Consider the following 16,466-nt stretch of genomic DNA (forward strand, 5'->3'; position numbering starts at 1 on the left):
ACATGCATCTAACCACTTAATATTAGGTGTGAATTCCAGTTCGATAGTCATGGATGTGAACGTTGGATAAAAACCAAATTCAGCTAGAAGATGAGCTCAAAAAGCTTAAAGGCCAAATAAAAACGGCCCCTGAACACACCTTCAGTATTGCGCAGCAATACCGTATCCGCGCGGAGCAAATTTTATTTGTGGATGGTGAAATCAGAGCATTGCTGATAATGGCGCAGTGCTGTTGGTGCCTAATGGATTACCGACAAGGCTTAAAGCTAGTCAAAGACGCCTACAGCAAGCAAACCCAACTTGAAACCGACGACCACCTGCCCGAAATTCTTCATTTATTTGCTCTCCAATATTGGGGACAAGCAAAGTATTACTCAGCCCAACAATATTGGATTAATGCACTCGAACAATCTGCCCTCGTTGATGATATTGAAATTCAAATCGAATCTCTAATTGGGCTTGGCAACGTATGGCGTATCACAAATGAGCATCAACTTGCCGCTTCCACTCATGAGTTGGCGGTTAAAGTGGCAAACAACGTCCGTATTGCTTGGTTGGAAGGCAAAGCTCGTATCCTGTTGGCTTGGGACTATTACTTACTGAATAAGTTTGTCGAAATGCTCACTGTGCTGGATGGTGCAACCGAAGTACTAAAAGATCATGATGACAGCACATGGCAAGCCGAAATCTGGGACTTTAAAGGCCTAGCGCTACTTGGGCTAGAACGCCTTGATGCCGCAGAAGAAGCCACACAAAAGGCCCATAAACTCGCTATTGAACATGATCTCATTTGGATGAAGGCACACTCGTTTATTAGCCGCGCAAGGCTCGAACTCTTGCGCAAAAATACGGATAGTGCAGCAAAGTTACTACTCGCAGCAGAAGAGTCCGCGCTTAGTTTTGACAACGGCGAGCTACTAAGTCAGATCTGCTTTCAGCAATCCCGAGTCGCTGAAGAGCAAGGTGATTTTGAATCAGCGTTTAACGCGTTTAAAAAATACCGTAAACATGCACTTAAAATGCTCAAAGAACAGACTCATCGAGTCAGTATGGATAAAGCACGCGGCTCCAAACGCCAGCTAGAGCAACGAGCGCGTAAGCTGATTAATCGTATCCGTTCCCAACATGAATATGACCCTGAAAAACAGTTTTCTAATGTTGTGTCCGAGACCTACTGGTGGGAACAGTTAGTTCTGTTTAAAACAGAGCTCAAACGCTCCAACCACGCGATCATTATGATTCAGCATGCAAACCCCGAATTTCTCGATGTTTGTACTGAGCTAGTTCATGCATTGACGACCTCAAGTGATCTCATCTCACGAATTTCCAGTGACAGACTAGCTATGTTAATTGCAGAGAAAGGTCAAGCAGCAGAAGATGTCTATCGCACGGTTCAGGCAATGTTAGACATCTATCCATGGAAACGTCGCGGGCTAAAAGGTCCCAAACCGATACTGTATTTGCAAGATATCCTGACCTTCCCATTCACTTTGGAGCAACTCGAAGAAAGCTATATTGAGGTAATGAAGCATGGAACAACTGCTTAGCAAGGTGACTGACGCAGGCATCGATCCTTCTTCCGTCTCTGGTGAAGAAGCGATTACGCTGTGGGAGCACATCGGGTTACATATTGCATCCACGAACCGAGAAAAAGCACATTGCTATATCATTAGTGCCGAGTATCGACGAGAAATTAAACAGCTCAACGACAGTATCGAAGAACTACGACAAGCCCTTGAGTTGCTCGTTTTACCCGACGACGTAGAAGATATTCTGTCTGTAAAAGCAAGCTTGAGTGATCGTTTAGTAGAAGTAGGTGACTACAACGCAGCATTAACCGAGTATGTTGCTGCAACGAATATCGCCGTCGAATATGGCTATATTGATGAGTACGTACTGGCTATTATTGGAATGGGAAATTTGTGCGATGCCTATTGGGATCACCATCGTGCTTTGCGTTATTACCAAAAAATCGATGCGATCGATCACGCCATTAGCAGTCGCTCCCTACGTCTGCGCTACAAGCTTTACATGCTTGCTTGTTACATCAGTTTGAACCGTACCGCAGATGCACAAGAATTATTGAGTGAGTGTGAAGAGCTAAGTATCCTCGTCAGTGATAAAAACCTTGCTGCGCAAATTCATCTCTACCGAGCCAAACTGCATCGTTTGCAAGAGGATTACCCTAACGCATTGCTTGCTATCTCGAATGTTCAGTATACGACGGGCAGTGCTACCACGTACTGGTTGTCCACAATGGTCAAAATCGAGACCGCATATTGTCTAAACGGTGTCGGACACATCTCTTTAGCCAACTTAGTGTTGGACTCTATCGGTAAACGAATTCAGAAGCACTCTTCTCCTCTTGTCGCTCAGCATTTTTACAACGCAATGAGTCAAGTTTACGCTTCTCAAGGGTTATTTCAGAAAGCATTAAACTGTGAAAAAAAAGCGTTTCGCATTGAATCTGACCTTGTCAAACACATTCCAATTGGTGAATTGGGTTCTACTCAATTACGTCGACTTTCTCGTTTTGAGCTACAGCTCAAACTCATTTTGTCAGAACTTGAAAACAAAGAACTCAAGGAAACCACCAAACAACATAAGAATACGGTCGCTCAACTACAGCAAGATGTCTTTACTGACCCGCTAACCTCTTTGCACAACCGACGTTGGTTAGAAGTCAAACTCAAAGACCTGCTTTTGCACGATACTGAATTTGCGTTGATGGTCATCGATATTGACCACTTTAAGTCCATCAATGACGAGCTCAGTCACCTTGTTGGAGACAAAGCGATTAAACGTGTGTCTCAAGAATTAGCAGGATACTTCAAATTTAAAGGCGCTTCTTGCGTTCGCTTTGGCGGTGAAGAGTTTCTTGTCATTCTAGAGAATAGCAATCTAGAGCGGGCAGAAATGCATGCCGAGAATTACCGCGAACGCATTTATCAATATGGTTGGGACGATATTCTTGGCGAGCGGGGGTTGACCGTATCGATCGGGATTACCTTACATCGAGAAGGAGAGAATACCCAACGTACCTTCTATCGCGCCGACAAAGCCTTGTACCGCGCCAAAGCCAATGGCCGAAACCAAGTCTGTACCGAACTTTAAACCATGCCCCAATCTTCACTTGGGGCATAACCGTGGCTTTTATTCTCCATTCCTTCCTTTATTACTACTTAGTTTGAATATAGTCGCCTTCACTTCTTATTGTCCTCGAATCGCAATCGATACGGATATCGCATAAACATAATTCAAGTACAAAATAACTTGATTGAACGATAGTTAAGACAAATACTTAAACTGTTCATTTACGTAAGATTTTCCATTAGGTAACAAGCACAGGCAGGTAAGATGTTTCTAGACTATTTTGCACTTGGGTTACTCATCTTCGTTGCTTTGGTGATCTTCTACGGGATTATCGTTATTCATGATATTCCGTATGAAATTGCTAAAGAACGCGAACACCCTCATCAAGACGCAATTCATTACGCAGGCTGGGTTAGCCTTTTCACTTTACATGCACTGTGGCCATTTTTATGGATATGGGCAACATTGTGGCGCAAGGAGCGAGGCTGGGGCTTCAAACAACTTGAGCAAGAAACTCACGACATTCATCACCGTCTTGAAGAGCTCATCGACGAAGTCAACGAACTCAAAAACGAAGTATCGATGTTGAAACAACAAAAGATTCAGCAAAGGCCTTTGACTGAACAAAGTAAAGAGGACGAATAATGGATTTATTGCTGATTCTGACTTATACAGCCCTTTGTATCGCCATTTTTAAAGTCTTTAATATTCCTTTGAACAAATGGACTGTACCTACAGCCGTACTTGGCGGCGTAGTGTTAGTGGGCACACTCGTCCTTCTTATGAACTACAACCACCCATTTACTCAGTTAGGTAACCAAGTGTTCCCAACTACGCCTATCGTCTCTGGTGTACGTGGCCGCGTTGTGGAAGTGCCCGTTCAAGCGAACCAACCGCTCAAAACCGGCGATATTCTTTTCAAAATCGACCCTGTGCCTTTTGAAGCGGAAGTCGCACGCCTTGAAGCGAAAGTGAAAGAAGCAAGCCAAGGTGCGTTGGGTTTAGAGTCTGACTTGAGAGAAGCAGAAGCGGCGGTTTTGAAAGCGCAAGCCGATAGAGATAAAGCACAAAGAGAATTTAGCCGATATCAAAGGGGCTTTGATCGCGGCGCGTTTACGGAACAAGATTTAGATACTCGACGCCAAGCGTACAAAGCGGCAGAAGCCATGCTAGACGTTGCCATTTTGCAGCAAGAGCAAGCACAGATCGCATTAGAGTCGGAAATCGGCGGTGAGAATACCCAAGTCGCGCAACTACTCGCTGAGCTACGTAAAGCAGAGTTCAACCTTGAGCAAACCGTCGTTCGTGCGCCAACCGATGGTTACGTTACGCAATTGGCTTTGCGCCCTGGTGTGATGGCTGTGCCATTGCCGCTTGCCCCAGCAATGACCTTCGTGCATACCGAAGACATTACGTACACCGCGGCGTTCAGACAAAACTCGCTACAACGTTTGAAGGCAGGCTTTGAAGCGGAGTTTATGTTCCGTGCGATACCGGGCAAGGTATTCCGTGGCGAAGTCATCGACGTGATTCCAGCCATTGGTGAAAGCCAAATTCAAGCCAGAGGTGCTCTGCTTGGTACCGATGCCCTGCGCACAAGCGGACGTGTATTTGCGAAGCTGAAAATCACGGACGATTTGAGCGAATACCACCTACCAATGGGTACCGCGGTTGAAGTCGCCGTTTACTCAGACAGCTTTACTCACGTGTCAGTGATGCGCAAAGTGCTGATTCGCATGAAGAGCTGGCAGAACTATTTGTACCTAGACCATTAATGAACAGCTAGCTCATTCATTTATCGATGAAAATAGTATCAGAAAGTGTAATCGGGGGCTGACAATCAGCCTCCGATTTCATTCTAGCCATCCAGACAGATAGCATTCCCACTTTTATCAATATTCTGTATAATGCGCGCCTTATTTTTAATGCTTGCTAAAAAACAAAGCCAGTCAAAGGGATACGTGAATCAAATCACACATTTCCTGAAGAAAAATAGAGCAAACAATAAGCAGCTTGGTTGTTTTGGATATATGTTACACAATCAAATAACCAATGCTTTCCAACAATATAAATGAACGTTCTTTAAAATCGACCATTGAACTGAGGTTATCTATGAATCTTTCTGCTAAAACCGTTGTGGTTATTGCAATTGGTGCTGCTCTTTACGGCATCGGTGGCTTACCTATGTTTGGCATCCCTGTGTTTGCAAACACAACGCTAAAACCAGCCATGGCAGTATTAGCATTGTTCTCAGTACTATTTGGCCCACTTGTTGGCTTTTTGGTTGGTTTTATTGGCCACTGGGTCACTGACCTATTCGCAGGTTGGGGCGTATGGCTCACTTGGGTACTTGGTTCAGGTATTGTTGGTTTGATTATCGGTCTATTCCCTTCTCTAACGCGCTACCGTTTAGAGAAAGGCGATTTCAATATGAAAGACTTCGCGTTATTCGTAGTACTTGCGCTATTAGGCAACGTATTTGGTTACGGTTGCTCTGCATTCCTCGACACGATTTTATACGCAGAACCGTTCACTAAAGTGTTTACCCAGCTTTCAATTATCGCGATCGGTAACACCATTCTTATTGCTATTGTTGGCTTCTTCATTCTTAAGTCTGTCGCTAAACGTAACAAGCAAAGCCGTAACTTAACAGAGGCTTAATGTCGAATGACAATCGAATTTTCTAACTTCTCTTTTAGATATGAGTCGCTGGACAAACCGACGCTAAAAAATATCAATCTAAGGATAGAGAAAGGAGAGAAAATCGTCATTATCGGTCCAAGTGGTAGTGGTAAATCTACCCTTGGGCAATGTCTTAACGGACTGATCCCACACGCAATCAAAGGGGAAACCAGTGGAACATTGACCATCAATGGTCAAGACACCGCCCCTTTCGACATGCACCAATACACTGAGCAAGTTGGCACCGTACTGCAAGATACGGACAGCCAATTCGTCGGTTTGAGCATTGGCGAAGACATCGCATTTGCGCTGGAAAACCAGCTAACTTCTAACATCGACATGTACCCATTGGTCAAAGCCACGGCCAAAATGGTCGACTTGGAACAGATGTTAGATCGCTCTCCCCACGATTTATCTGGCGGCCAAAAACAACGTGTTTCTTTGGCGGGCATTCTCGTCGATGACGTCGATATCCTTTTGTTTGATGAACCACTAGCTGCGCTTGACCCTAAAACGGGTAAAAAAACCATCGAGATCATCGATGATCTACACCGCGAAACAGGCAAAACCATCGTAATCATTGAGCATCGTCTTGAGGACGTTCTGCATCGCTCAGTTGACCGTATTATCTTGATGGAAAGCGGCGAAATCATTGCCGATACAACGCCAGATGAAATTTTAGCATCGCCTCTGCTAGAAGATTACGGCATCCGCGAACCGCTTTATATTTCGGCTCTGAAAGAAGCAGGCTGTGCGATTGAGGGCGATGCAAAACCTTCTAGCTTAACTACCTTACCGTTGGAGCAATATAAACCAGCAGTACAAGCATGGTTTGATGGTTCAACAGCACAACCACCTAAAACGCCAGCCGAGACTTTGCTTGAAGTCCGTGGCCTCACCTATTCTTACGACGGTGAGAAAAACGCGTTAGAAGACGTGAGTTTTGACATCAAGCGTGGCGAGTTTGTCTCTGTACTTGGCAAAAATGGCTCGGGTAAATCGACCATCACCAAACTGATTATGGGCGTTATTGAAGCGGATAGCGGCTCAATGAGCATGAATGGTCAAGATCTTAACGAACTGACCATCTTCGAGCGCAGCCAGAAAGTGGGCGTGGTGATGCAAAACCCGAATCACATGATTTCCCATCACATGATTTTTGACGAAGTGGCCTTCGGCCTCCGTAATCGTGGCATTGAAGAGAAACAGATCGAAGCTAAAGTACTTGAAGTCCTTGAGCTGTGCGGTTTGAGCAAATACCGTCACTGGCCAATCGAAGCATTGAGCTACGGCCAGAAAAAGCGCGTGACCATTGCGTCAATTTTGGTCTTGGAACCAGAGCTTCTGATCCTTGATGAACCGACGGCAGGTCAGGACTACCGGAACTACACATCAATGCTGAGTTTCATCGAAAAGCTCAATCGCGAGTTGGGCGTAACCGTGATGATCATCTCCCACGACATGCATTTAGTGCTGGAATACACCACACGCTCTATCGTGATTGCAGACAGTAAATTAGTCGCGGATGCACCAATGACGCAGGTATTCAGCAGTCCAGAGCTAATAGACCAAGCAAACCTCACCACAACAAGTCTGTTTGAGTTGGCTACGAAAGTTGGCATCGAAGACACCAATGGCTTTATGCAGCATTTTATCAATGTAGAAAAAGCGCACCGCCAACAAAAAAGCAGCGAAGTAAACCAACCAGAGAAAGCAGTGGCATGAAAGACAATAAGATGAAGTTTGGTATCAACTATATCGATACCCAATCGCCACTTCATAAGTTGAATGGCATTACTAAGTTCTTGCTTTTCATTGCTTGGGTAACGGTGGTGTTGACCACGTTTGACTTGCGAATCATTGCACTGTTGATCGTGCTTGGTTTGGGCTTATTGAAAATGACCAAAGTGCCATTTCATGTCTACAAACCGCTATTATTCGGTACTGGCACGGTATTACTGATCAATGCCCTGTTTATGTTCGCGTTAGCACCGCAACAAGGTACTGAGTTCATTGGCTCATCAACGGTTTTACTCTCATTAGCCGGTAATTACTCGCTCACTCAAGAGACGTTGTTTTATCTAGTAACAGTGACGTTGAAATACTTCAGCATGTTCCCAATCGCGTTAGTGTTTGTATTTACCACTCACCCGACGGAGTTTTCAGCCAGCTTGAACCGCTTGGGTGTGCCTTACAAAATCGCCTATGCCGTGAGCTTAACGCTGCGCTACTTGCCGGAAGTGAAAAAGGACTTTGTTAACATCATGCACGCGCAACAATCACGCGGAGTAGAACTGAGTAAGAAGGCTCCGTTGTTCACTCGTATGAAGAACGTGGCGAAGATTCTTGGCCCTCTGATTTTCTCTAGTTTGGACAGAGCCGACCAAATCTCAAACGCGATGACGCTACGTGGTTTTGGCCGTCACTCATCTCGCACTTGGTACAGCCTAAAACCACTTACCAAAGCCGATATGATCTGCATGGCGGGGATTGCGGTTATAGTGATTGCTGCGATCAGCAAGCGTGTTATGGACACACAACTGTTCTGGTATCCGTTTTAAATTCTAAAGCTTCAAACTGAACATAACGTGGTTAGTGTTGTGACCACGTTATGTTTCCCTCTTTCCCCTCGATAACCCGCTCATTAGCCTCTTGCTTGCAGGTGCTCAAAATAGGCGTGTAATCTCAGCGGCTCGTTGATGTGCCAGAAAGTTGCTTATTTAAGCGACCAACATGAACTAAACTCATCAGTTTTATCAGGGGCTTAATGATCAACTGCGCGCTGCCTACGATGAACAGCCAAGTACCACTTTCAATCAACGAATCATTCAAAAAGAAAAAGCTACCAATTAAAAACCAAATAGCAATGAGTAGGTCGTTTGTAGCACCTAACGCCTCATAGCGGCGCTGAATAACGATGTGACGGCTTCCTAGATCTAAATCCAACTCTCTGCCATGTATCTGCACTGTATAGCTCCCCTCTTATTGTTTCGCGTCAGTTATGCCCAAGTTATTTCGAAATACTTAGTTCTAAACCCTAACGGACGTGGCATGCATTGACAACCATTGGAGGGATTATCTATTTGCAATAAAAAGAAAAGGGCGCATAAGCACCCTTTTTAGCGAGTCTAATTACAGGTATTCGCTTTAATGATTAGATAGTGAGTGCCAACTTAACTCCACTTCAACAAGCGAGTTTCGTTGCCTTCTTCCGGCTTCGCTGGAATATTGAGTGACAACAGCAAGCTCACTGCTGCCATACCAGCGCCGATGTAAAATACGCTCGCAGGTGAAACAAGCCAAATGACACCAAACGTAACAGGTATTACAACCGCCGCAATATGGTTAATCGTAAACGCAACGCCCGCGGTCGACGCCATATCGGCAGGATCGGCAATTTTCTGGAAGTAGGTTTTAATCGCAAGCGCTAACGCGAAAAATAAATGATCGACAACATACAATGCTGCCGCCCACTCTGCCGTTTGCACCAAACCGTACCCGACGAACACGAAGATCAAACCGACGTATTCAAACATCAACGCTTTGCGCTCACCAACAACGCCGATAAAACGGCCTATTCGCTTCGCAAACAAGAAGTTAAAGACATAGTTGATCAAAAACAACAACGTAATGTCTGCGGCAGAGTAGCCAAACTTCTCTACCATCAAGAAGCCAGCGAAAACCGTGAAAATCTGACGGCGAGCACCACTCATAAACGTGAGCGCATAGTACAACCAGTAACGTTTACGCAGAATGAGTTTCTTGTTTTGAGGCACTTTTGTTTTAAATTGAGGGAAAGCAAATGCCATCACCAAAATAAGCACAAAACCTAAACCACCTGCCATTAGATAGACCGTTTTAAAATCAAGTTTGAGCTGTTCGAGCGAAACCCAAATGGCGCCGTAGGTAAACAGAGAAGCCAAAGCTCCAACAGAAATAAATTTACCCAACATTTCCGGTGCTTCTTCTTTCGATAGCCATTGTAAAGACAAAGACTGCTTCAGCGTTTCGAAGTAATGAAAGCCGGTAGACATCAATAAGGTTGTAAAAAGTAGACCGTACAAAGTGGGAAAATAACCTGTTAATGCCGTACCAAGCGTAAGCATCGCCAAAGAGACGAGCATAAAGCGTTGTTCACGGATAAAAAGTAAAACGAATACCGCAGTGAAAGCTAGAAAGCCAGGTACTTCCCTAACACTTTGAAGTAAACCGATATCAGCGCCATCAAAGTTCGCTTTCTCGATAACAAAGTTGTTCAACAACGCCATCCAAGTAGAAAAAGCAATGGGCACGATAATGGAAATTAACAGGAGGAAATTTTGCGGCGTTCTCCAGCCTTGCGATGAGGTAGTCATGATGTTTCCTTTAAATATGAAGGCATCATCATAGCTTCAAATGTAACAAATTCGCAATATCATTATTATTTTCAACCCAAACCAAGCAGATATTGCATAGGGATATTGTTATGAAGATAAACATCGCACTCAATTCCTTGGCTAAGCGCGATGTTGAAATATCGAGAGAAATAGGTAAAACGCCAGTGATGAGGCTCAGTAACTTAATCGATATTCTTTACTGTTAGACGATTCTTAAATTCAAACACATGTTCTGGACACACATCCAAACAGCGGCCACAGCTAATGCAGTTTTGATCCATAACTCGACGATCTCCCTCTTTCAATGGTTGTCGAAGCACCTCAGGTTCTGGGCAGACGTAAAAGCAATCCATGCATTTGGTGCAATCTTCGCGGCGAACAGCAGTAACGCGCAACAGGCTTTTTCGGCCTATCACACCATAGGTAGCACCCAGTGGACATAAGTGCCCACACCACCCATGCTCAACTAAGAGTAAATCCAGTACGAACACCAGTGCGATCAACACCCAACCTGCGCCCATACCAAACACCAATCCGCGATGCAATGCCGCCACTGGATCTAACCATGTCCAAAGAATCGCGCCAGACAGAGCACTACCCAACATCAAAACAGGGATCAGCCAATAACGAATAGTAGGAGACCAACGATAGCTCGCTTTAATGTTGAGCTTTCTGCGCAGCCAAGCCGCCAAATCTGTCACGACATTTAACGGGCACACCCACGCACAAAATGCGCGCGGTGCTAAAATCGCGTAGAACACCACGACAATCACTACGCCTAACAGCGCATTAAACTCCGGAACATGCCCTGTCGCCAAAGCTTGAAGCAAAATTAACGGGTCACTTAACGGCACTGCATCGAGCAACATACTCGATGAGAGGTTACCAGTTAGAGCCCCTAATGTCGGCCCAGCCATAAACAGCGCAATGATGGTGAGCTGGCATAGTCTGCGTAAAATCAAAAACCGATGCGCGCGCCACCAGCCAAGCTTTTCAACCGCTTCTTTGCCAGCATTTTGAGCTAAGTTCTTTGCCATTACTTACCTCCTTTTAGCGATTCAAGCGCACCTTCCGGCACAGGCGTCTCACTAGGGAGGATATTTTCGAGTGGTTTGTCGATCTCTTTCCAACCAAAATTGTAGTGACTGCCCACTTTGCCTTTCGCCAAATCCGTCGGGACGACTTTAATAGCAGCGACATCCAACACGCACGCTTGTTCGCACTTACCGCATCCGGTACACACTTCGGAATTCACTGTTGGGATAAGTTTGGCGTGATAACCGGTTCGGTCGTTGTGAACCATCTCTAACGTGATGGCTTCATCAATCAGCGGACAAACGCGATAACAAACGTCGCATCGTAATCCTTGCCAGTTAAGGCAAGTTTCATGGTCAATAAGAACCGCTGTACCCATTCGAGCATCATCAATATCGGTTAGTTTCGGATCCAGCGCCCCACTCGGACAAGCGACAACACAAGGAATGTCTTCGCACATTTCGCAGGGAATATCGCGCGCAGTAAAGTAAGGAGAACCAGTGGCTACAGGAGAAAGTAATGTCGCGAGTTTCAATGTGTCGTAAGGGCATGCTTGAACACACAAGCCACATCGAATACAGGCTGATTCGAAATCGCCTTCTGGCAAAGCACCGGGTGGGCGAATAGGCACACCTTTCGTTTCTCGAGCTTGGCTTTGCAGCGATTGTAAGCCCAACACACACGCCGCTGCGCCAACACCTGCCGCAGTTCGGACAGTATCACGCAAAAATCGACGCCGACTTTGCGATGTTTTAGACTGAGAGGATTTCATGCTATTTCCTCAACGAAACTCCTTTATCAAGTTAAGCATAAATAGCGCTAAACGTACCTCTTCCCCATACCTCATAAGAGGTAACTCCACCCTCAATTGATTCAAGTCAACTGATATACAGTGCCGTCGTCACAGTTTGAATAATTCCATTTATTTCCTCCAACATGAAATTCACCACGATACTCTGCCGTGCACGCCATTTTCAGTACAATAATTCAACGCCTTTGCAATCTATTCGCTAAATTCAAAGATAAATGACTACTAAAATTTAGAAAAACATCGCTATAACAACCTAATTTAAAAGGTGTTTATCTCTCAAACTTAAAAAAATACTATCCAAAATAAGGAACTGTGGTTAGATTGAAAATTAATACTAAAAAGCGAAGGAGAGAAGCATGGAAATTATCGTACGTCCAACAACCGTTGAAGACGCAGCGGCACTCGTAGAAATCTATTCACAACCAAAAGCACAACGTGAAACCCTGCAACTCCCAAAACCTTCGCTCGCAATGTGGGTAGAACGATTGTCAAATATGCCCGCTGGCGTTTACAGCTACGTCGCTGAAATCGATGGTAAAGTAGTGGGTAACATTGGCTTTCATCACTCGCAGCGTCCAAGAACGGCGCACACGGCCGCGTTTGGTATTGGCGTTCACGACCAGTTTCACGGCCTAGGCGTGGGAAGTAAGTTAATTGAAACCATCATCGAGTTGGCGGATAACTGGTTGAATGTAAGACGCATCCAGTTAGAAGTTAATGCCGACAACGAGACCGCCATTGGCCTGTACAAAAAGCATGGATTTCAAATTGAGGGCGAAGCGATTGATGGCTCCTTCCGAGATGGCGAGTTCATCAATACCTATTACATGGCACGTATCAGGCCAAGTAAAAAGTAAATCAAAGCCTCCTAATTGGAGGCTTTTCTTTTTAAACTTCTACTCACTTTCGTAAGTGAGCCAGCGCTCTGCGAGTCAATGCTTCTGTGTAAGGATTGATCTTCCAGTGATCGGGGCTCCAACCTTTCACAAATCGTTGAAAGTCAGCCCACGCAACCGCAAACAAAGGACGCCATTCGCGCTCGACTTCATTGGGGTCGAGATTCGGCTGATAAACCATTAACGCCTGTTGCAACTGAGCAAAATACGTGTCCAAAACCCAAACTTCCATCTCTGCACAACGTTCTGGCTTGACGGCGCTGCTCATGAACAGTGCTACGTCTTTCATCGCACAACCATGTCCAACGTATTGAAAGTCGACCGCAGCAACGCTTGATTCTTCTCGATCAAAACAGAAGTTAGCCAATTTGGCATCACCGTGTACAAGCGTCTTGAACTTGGCTTGCGAAAGCGTTTGATCAATTAATTGAGCGGCATTTTTTAGCTCGGTGTCTTGCAGCACCTCAAGCTCATCAGGTCTGGTTGCCAAGTGCCAATACGTGCCGATATGCCACAGCTTATCCGAGCGAACACCGATGTAACGCGCATGAAAGTTCGCCAACCAAGCAAGGCAGGCTCGTAGATGCTCTAGCTTTGCATCGGTGATGACTTTTGGAAAGCCCGCCTCGGCGAGGTCTTCCATCACAATTAGCCATTCATTCTCCGATTGGAATGTTTTTAGACCTTGTGGTACTCGGCAGCGAGTGCTCACCTCTCTGGAAAAATGCGTATACCAATTCACTTCCACCTGATAAGAGTGCAGCTTTCTTTGGTGAGATCGGTCAGTATTCCAACCTCTTGGATGCTCTGAAGGCTTAGGGAGTTTTACATGCTTAATGATCACCGAACAAGTTGAATAAGTAACTCGGACTAACTCACCATAGCCTCCCCATAGCGATTGTATGACTTCTACCGATTGATAATTCCCGAGCTTTAGCTCCTGGCCAATGCTTTGGTAACGTTGGTGGTTGTCGTTCATCATCATGCAAGCAGATGTGACCACGCTTGGTTTTTCTCCATATAATGAATGACATATGGACAGACTGGTTTGATTTGATAACCGAGTGCCTCAATTTCTGGCAATACCGCTTCCATCATCACTTTTCCGTACCCTTTACCTCGTAATGCTTCAGGAACTACGGTTGATGTGATGTGCATGACATTATTCTCAAGCTGATAAACCACCTTGGCTTTATAACCTTGTTCTAAATCAACCCAAAATGTGTTGTTTTCAACTTCATGAGTTACTTTATGCATATCTTGCTCTCTAATTTTTGTTACGGATTGATTGAATCAAACTATATCACTGAATAGAATCAACACCATGCGGAAGTGCTGTGTCACTTCACGCCCTTACCTTCTCAAATCAGGTACGACAATAATAATGAGAAATATGAGCCCTATTGCCAGAGACGGCAAACTACCTCTGCAAAGCAAGAAGGCACCCGAACGTCAGGCAAGTACACTAAATAGCACCGATGCAATGGCAATGGTCGAACATGGCAGTGAAGTAAGTTTAAACGTCACGACACCTGTTGGTACCAAGTTTATTACAACCAGCACATTTGTCGGCTGTCACTCAAATAATACCGCATTGATAGAGGTTCCGAACATCTCCGATGAGGACTTGAAATTCTATTTTCAAGAAGGCTTTTGGATCAATGTAAAAGCGTACTCTCATCGAGGGGAAGGTGCTGTCATTCCATTTCGGGCGCAATTGCAGCACCGACTCGGCGACCCGTATCCAATTTTAGTGCTAAGTCTACCTAACACCATGCAGGTCTTTCAGCTTCGTAAAGAAGTACGTTACGAAGTGAATTTGAGGGCGCGCGTTTGTTTAGAGGCCTATCGAACTGAATGCGAGATAAGAGATTTGTCTCGTAGTGGGTGCCGCTTTGTGACATCACCAATGAGCCGACCACTTCAGGTTGGTGATCGCGTTTCATTGGACCTAACCATGCCCGGTGAAAGCCACATGCTCGCGCCATTGAGAGGTCGTATTTGTAACTTACAAAAATCGACACACCATGCTCGCTATGGAATGGAGTTTGATGAGGTTGGTAAAACCAACGCTAAAAGTCTCCTGAGTCACCTAAAATTTGATGGGACTAAACTCACACTAAAAAGGTAGCTTTGATAACGAGCACCAAGTAGCGACCAGTTTTGATACCCGGAAAACAAGAAACCCCTTACTGTAAAGTAAGGGGTTTTGTTTACTAAGAATAAGGCAGAATCTTAGATAACAGTTTCGACTTAGAAGTCGTAACGTAGACCTAGCGCTAGTTCATCTTTTTCATCAGCGCCTTCGTTATCCATTAGATCGAAGTTGTATGATGCGTAGCCACGGAAGTTAGGCTTGAAGTAGTAAGTAACATCAACAGCTAGGTTTTCTACAGTATCAGCATCTTCTAGCTCACCTTTGTTGAACGTAGAAGTAAATACAGTTTGACCCATAGTGTATGATGCAGCTAGTTCGTAGCCTTTGTAATCCGCAGACTCACCTGCAACATCCACGTCTGCGCCTGTGTAGTTACCAGCGAAGTAGAAATCACCTACAGAGTATGCAGCAGCAAGCATGAACTCATCACTATCGTTTTGGTCTGCATAACCAGCACCTAGTTCAATACCAGTATTAGCAAATGCGTAGATACCAGATAGAGAGAAGCCATCTTCCTCGTTGTCTGTAAAACCTTTTGCATCTGTTGTGCGATCAGCAAAGCGGTAGCTAGCACGTACAGCTAGTTGCTCGAATTGGCCTTTGTAAGAAAGCATGTTATCTGTACGGTCAGATACAGGCAGCTTAAGTGCTGCAGTGTTACCGTGGTAAGCCATAATATCGGTAAAGTCAGTAAGAACGAATAATGCACCGTCGTTTTTACCGTAAGTTACTTCACCGTATTTACCGCCTAGGCCTGCGTAAGCGTAACGAGTTTCAAGATCACTGTTGTTATCTACGGCACCTTCTTCTTTTGTTTCGAACTCACCTTCCCAAAAACCAACACCGTATAGGTTTTCATTGATTTCCTGTTTGCCTAGGAAGTTAAGACGGATGCGAGTACGGTCTTTTGCCTTACCATCCATCATAGAAAGACGCGCTTCAGCGCGGCCGCCCATCTCAAGAGAAGTGCCATCTTGGTTGTATAGTTCTGAAGCGACAACTTGAGATCCTGATGCCATTAGCGCCACTGCTACAGCTAAAGTTTTTAATTTCATTGTTATTTTCCATATCATTGTTTTATATGTGTTTTCTCACCAGAAAAACAGGACTTTTCTGTACCAACGAGAAAACTGGCGGCATAGTAGCAGCTGTTATTTTTCACGCAACGCGTTGAATAAACAGCACTTATAGAAGAAAACACCAAGTAAAATGACGATATGAATACCTCTCAACCATCAAGTTATCGGTTGAGGTAAAAAAATCGTTCGTGTCAAAAAAAAATTGACGCGAAAAACGTAAAAACAATCTCATTATATGTGATTTTGCTCGCAAAATATTTTCACTAAATGACTGTTTTAGATAGACTTCCTGATTTTAAATCAGTTTCTCACAAACAAAAAATCCCCAAGCAATAG

Annotated in this window: 16 protein-coding genes; 9 read left to right on the plus strand and 7 right to left on the minus strand. The window is 44.8% G+C overall.

The window, feature by feature from the left end:
- Positions 1 to 62 precede the first annotated feature (62 nt).
- From R2S67_RS01255 to R2S67_RS01285, 7 genes are all read left to right on the plus strand, one after another.
- A complete protein-coding gene (locus R2S67_RS01255) occupies positions 63 to 1,547 on the plus strand; it encodes a tetratricopeptide repeat protein (RefSeq protein ID WP_047009573.1) in 1,485 nt (494 codons plus the stop codon).
- Positions 1,531 to 3,114: a GGDEF domain-containing protein gene (locus tag R2S67_RS01260; RefSeq protein ID WP_317341773.1), complete on the plus strand. Its 1,584-nt coding sequence runs from the start codon at positions 1,531 to 1,533 to the stop codon at positions 3,112 to 3,114. The genes R2S67_RS01255 and R2S67_RS01260 overlap by 17 nt, the downstream gene beginning before the upstream one ends.
- A gap of 243 nt (positions 3,115 to 3,357) precedes the next feature.
- Complete coding sequence (locus R2S67_RS01265; RefSeq protein WP_006741936.1) at positions 3,358 to 3,738, plus strand: DUF3302 domain-containing protein; 381 nt, start codon at positions 3,358 to 3,360, stop codon at positions 3,736 to 3,738.
- On the plus strand, positions 3,738 to 4,868 hold the full coding sequence (locus R2S67_RS01270) for an HlyD family secretion protein (RefSeq protein ID WP_005394904.1): 1,131 nt from the start codon (positions 3,738 to 3,740) through the stop codon (positions 4,866 to 4,868). The genes R2S67_RS01265 and R2S67_RS01270 overlap by 1 nt, the downstream gene beginning before the upstream one ends.
- Positions 4,869 to 5,205: 337 nt before the next feature.
- Positions 5,206 to 5,754 (plus strand): ECF-type riboflavin transporter substrate-binding protein, encoded by a 549-nt coding sequence (locus R2S67_RS01275; protein WP_005375133.1) that lies wholly within the window; start codon positions 5,206 to 5,208, stop codon positions 5,752 to 5,754.
- A gap of 6 nt (positions 5,755 to 5,760) precedes the next feature.
- Positions 5,761 to 7,500: an ABC transporter ATP-binding protein gene (locus R2S67_RS01280; protein ID WP_317341775.1), complete on the plus strand. Its 1,740-nt coding sequence runs from the start codon at positions 5,761 to 5,763 to the stop codon at positions 7,498 to 7,500.
- A complete protein-coding gene (locus R2S67_RS01285; protein WP_317341776.1) occupies positions 7,497 to 8,336 on the plus strand; it encodes an energy-coupling factor transporter transmembrane component T in 840 nt (279 codons plus the stop codon). Before R2S67_RS01280 ends, R2S67_RS01285 begins: the two co-directional genes overlap by 4 nt.
- A 124-nt stretch (positions 8,337 to 8,460) precedes the next feature.
- On the opposite strand, the gene R2S67_RS01290 is transcribed toward R2S67_RS01285, so the two are convergent.
- The 4 genes from R2S67_RS01290 to napG all read right to left on the minus strand — a co-directional run bounded on the left by R2S67_RS01290 (position 8,461) and on the right by napG (position 11,958).
- Positions 8,461 to 8,742, minus strand: coding sequence for a YrhK family protein (locus tag R2S67_RS01290; protein WP_317341777.1), 282 nt, complete (start codon positions 8,740 to 8,742; stop codon positions 8,461 to 8,463).
- A gap of 206 nt (positions 8,743 to 8,948) precedes the next feature.
- Positions 8,949 to 10,130: an MFS transporter gene (locus R2S67_RS01295; protein ID WP_005394895.1), complete on the minus strand. Its 1,182-nt coding sequence runs from the start codon at positions 10,128 to 10,130 to the stop codon at positions 8,949 to 8,951.
- A gap of 203 nt (positions 10,131 to 10,333) precedes the next feature.
- Complete coding sequence (gene napH / locus R2S67_RS01300) at positions 10,334 to 11,188, minus strand: quinol dehydrogenase ferredoxin subunit NapH (RefSeq protein ID WP_048625377.1); 855 nt, start codon at positions 11,186 to 11,188, stop codon at positions 10,334 to 10,336.
- Positions 11,188 to 11,958, minus strand: a complete 771-nt coding sequence (gene napG, locus R2S67_RS01305; protein WP_015313573.1) for a ferredoxin-type protein NapG — start codon at positions 11,956 to 11,958, stop codon at positions 11,188 to 11,190. The genes napH and napG overlap by 1 nt, the downstream gene beginning before the upstream one ends.
- Before the next feature lie 395 nt (positions 11,959 to 12,353).
- Between napG and R2S67_RS01310 the strand changes: the two genes are divergently transcribed.
- Complete coding sequence (locus R2S67_RS01310) at positions 12,354 to 12,854, plus strand: GNAT family N-acetyltransferase (protein ID WP_164665886.1); 501 nt, start codon at positions 12,354 to 12,356, stop codon at positions 12,852 to 12,854.
- Positions 12,855 to 12,897: 43 nt separating this feature from the next.
- Here the strand turns inward: R2S67_RS01310 and R2S67_RS01315 are convergent, their stop codons facing one another.
- Together R2S67_RS01315 and R2S67_RS01320 are read right to left on the minus strand one after the other, a co-directional pair.
- Entirely contained in the window at positions 12,898 to 13,872 is a 975-nt protein-coding gene (locus R2S67_RS01315) for an ecdysteroid 22-kinase family protein (RefSeq protein WP_301579098.1), read from the minus strand.
- A gap of 2 nt (positions 13,873 to 13,874) precedes the next feature.
- Complete coding sequence (locus R2S67_RS01320; RefSeq protein ID WP_006741945.1) at positions 13,875 to 14,150, minus strand: GNAT family N-acetyltransferase; 276 nt, start codon at positions 14,148 to 14,150, stop codon at positions 13,875 to 13,877.
- 127 nt (positions 14,151 to 14,277) lie between these two features.
- Between R2S67_RS01320 and R2S67_RS01325 the strand changes: the two genes are divergently transcribed.
- The gene (locus tag R2S67_RS01325; RefSeq protein ID WP_043884593.1) at positions 14,278 to 15,024 is read left to right on the plus strand and encodes a flagellar brake protein; all 747 of its coding nucleotides are present in this window, start codon (positions 14,278 to 14,280) and stop codon (positions 15,022 to 15,024) included.
- 122 nt (positions 15,025 to 15,146) lie between these two features.
- On the opposite strand, the gene R2S67_RS01330 is transcribed toward R2S67_RS01325, so the two are convergent.
- On the minus strand, positions 15,147 to 16,106 hold the full coding sequence (locus tag R2S67_RS01330) for a porin (RefSeq protein WP_005394882.1): 960 nt from the start codon (positions 16,104 to 16,106) through the stop codon (positions 15,147 to 15,149).
- Positions 16,107 to 16,466 lie beyond the last annotated feature (360 nt).

Source organism: Vibrio sp. T13N (assembly GCF_032970445.1).
GTDB lineage: Bacteria > Pseudomonadota > Gammaproteobacteria > Enterobacterales > Vibrionaceae > Vibrio > Vibrio diabolicus.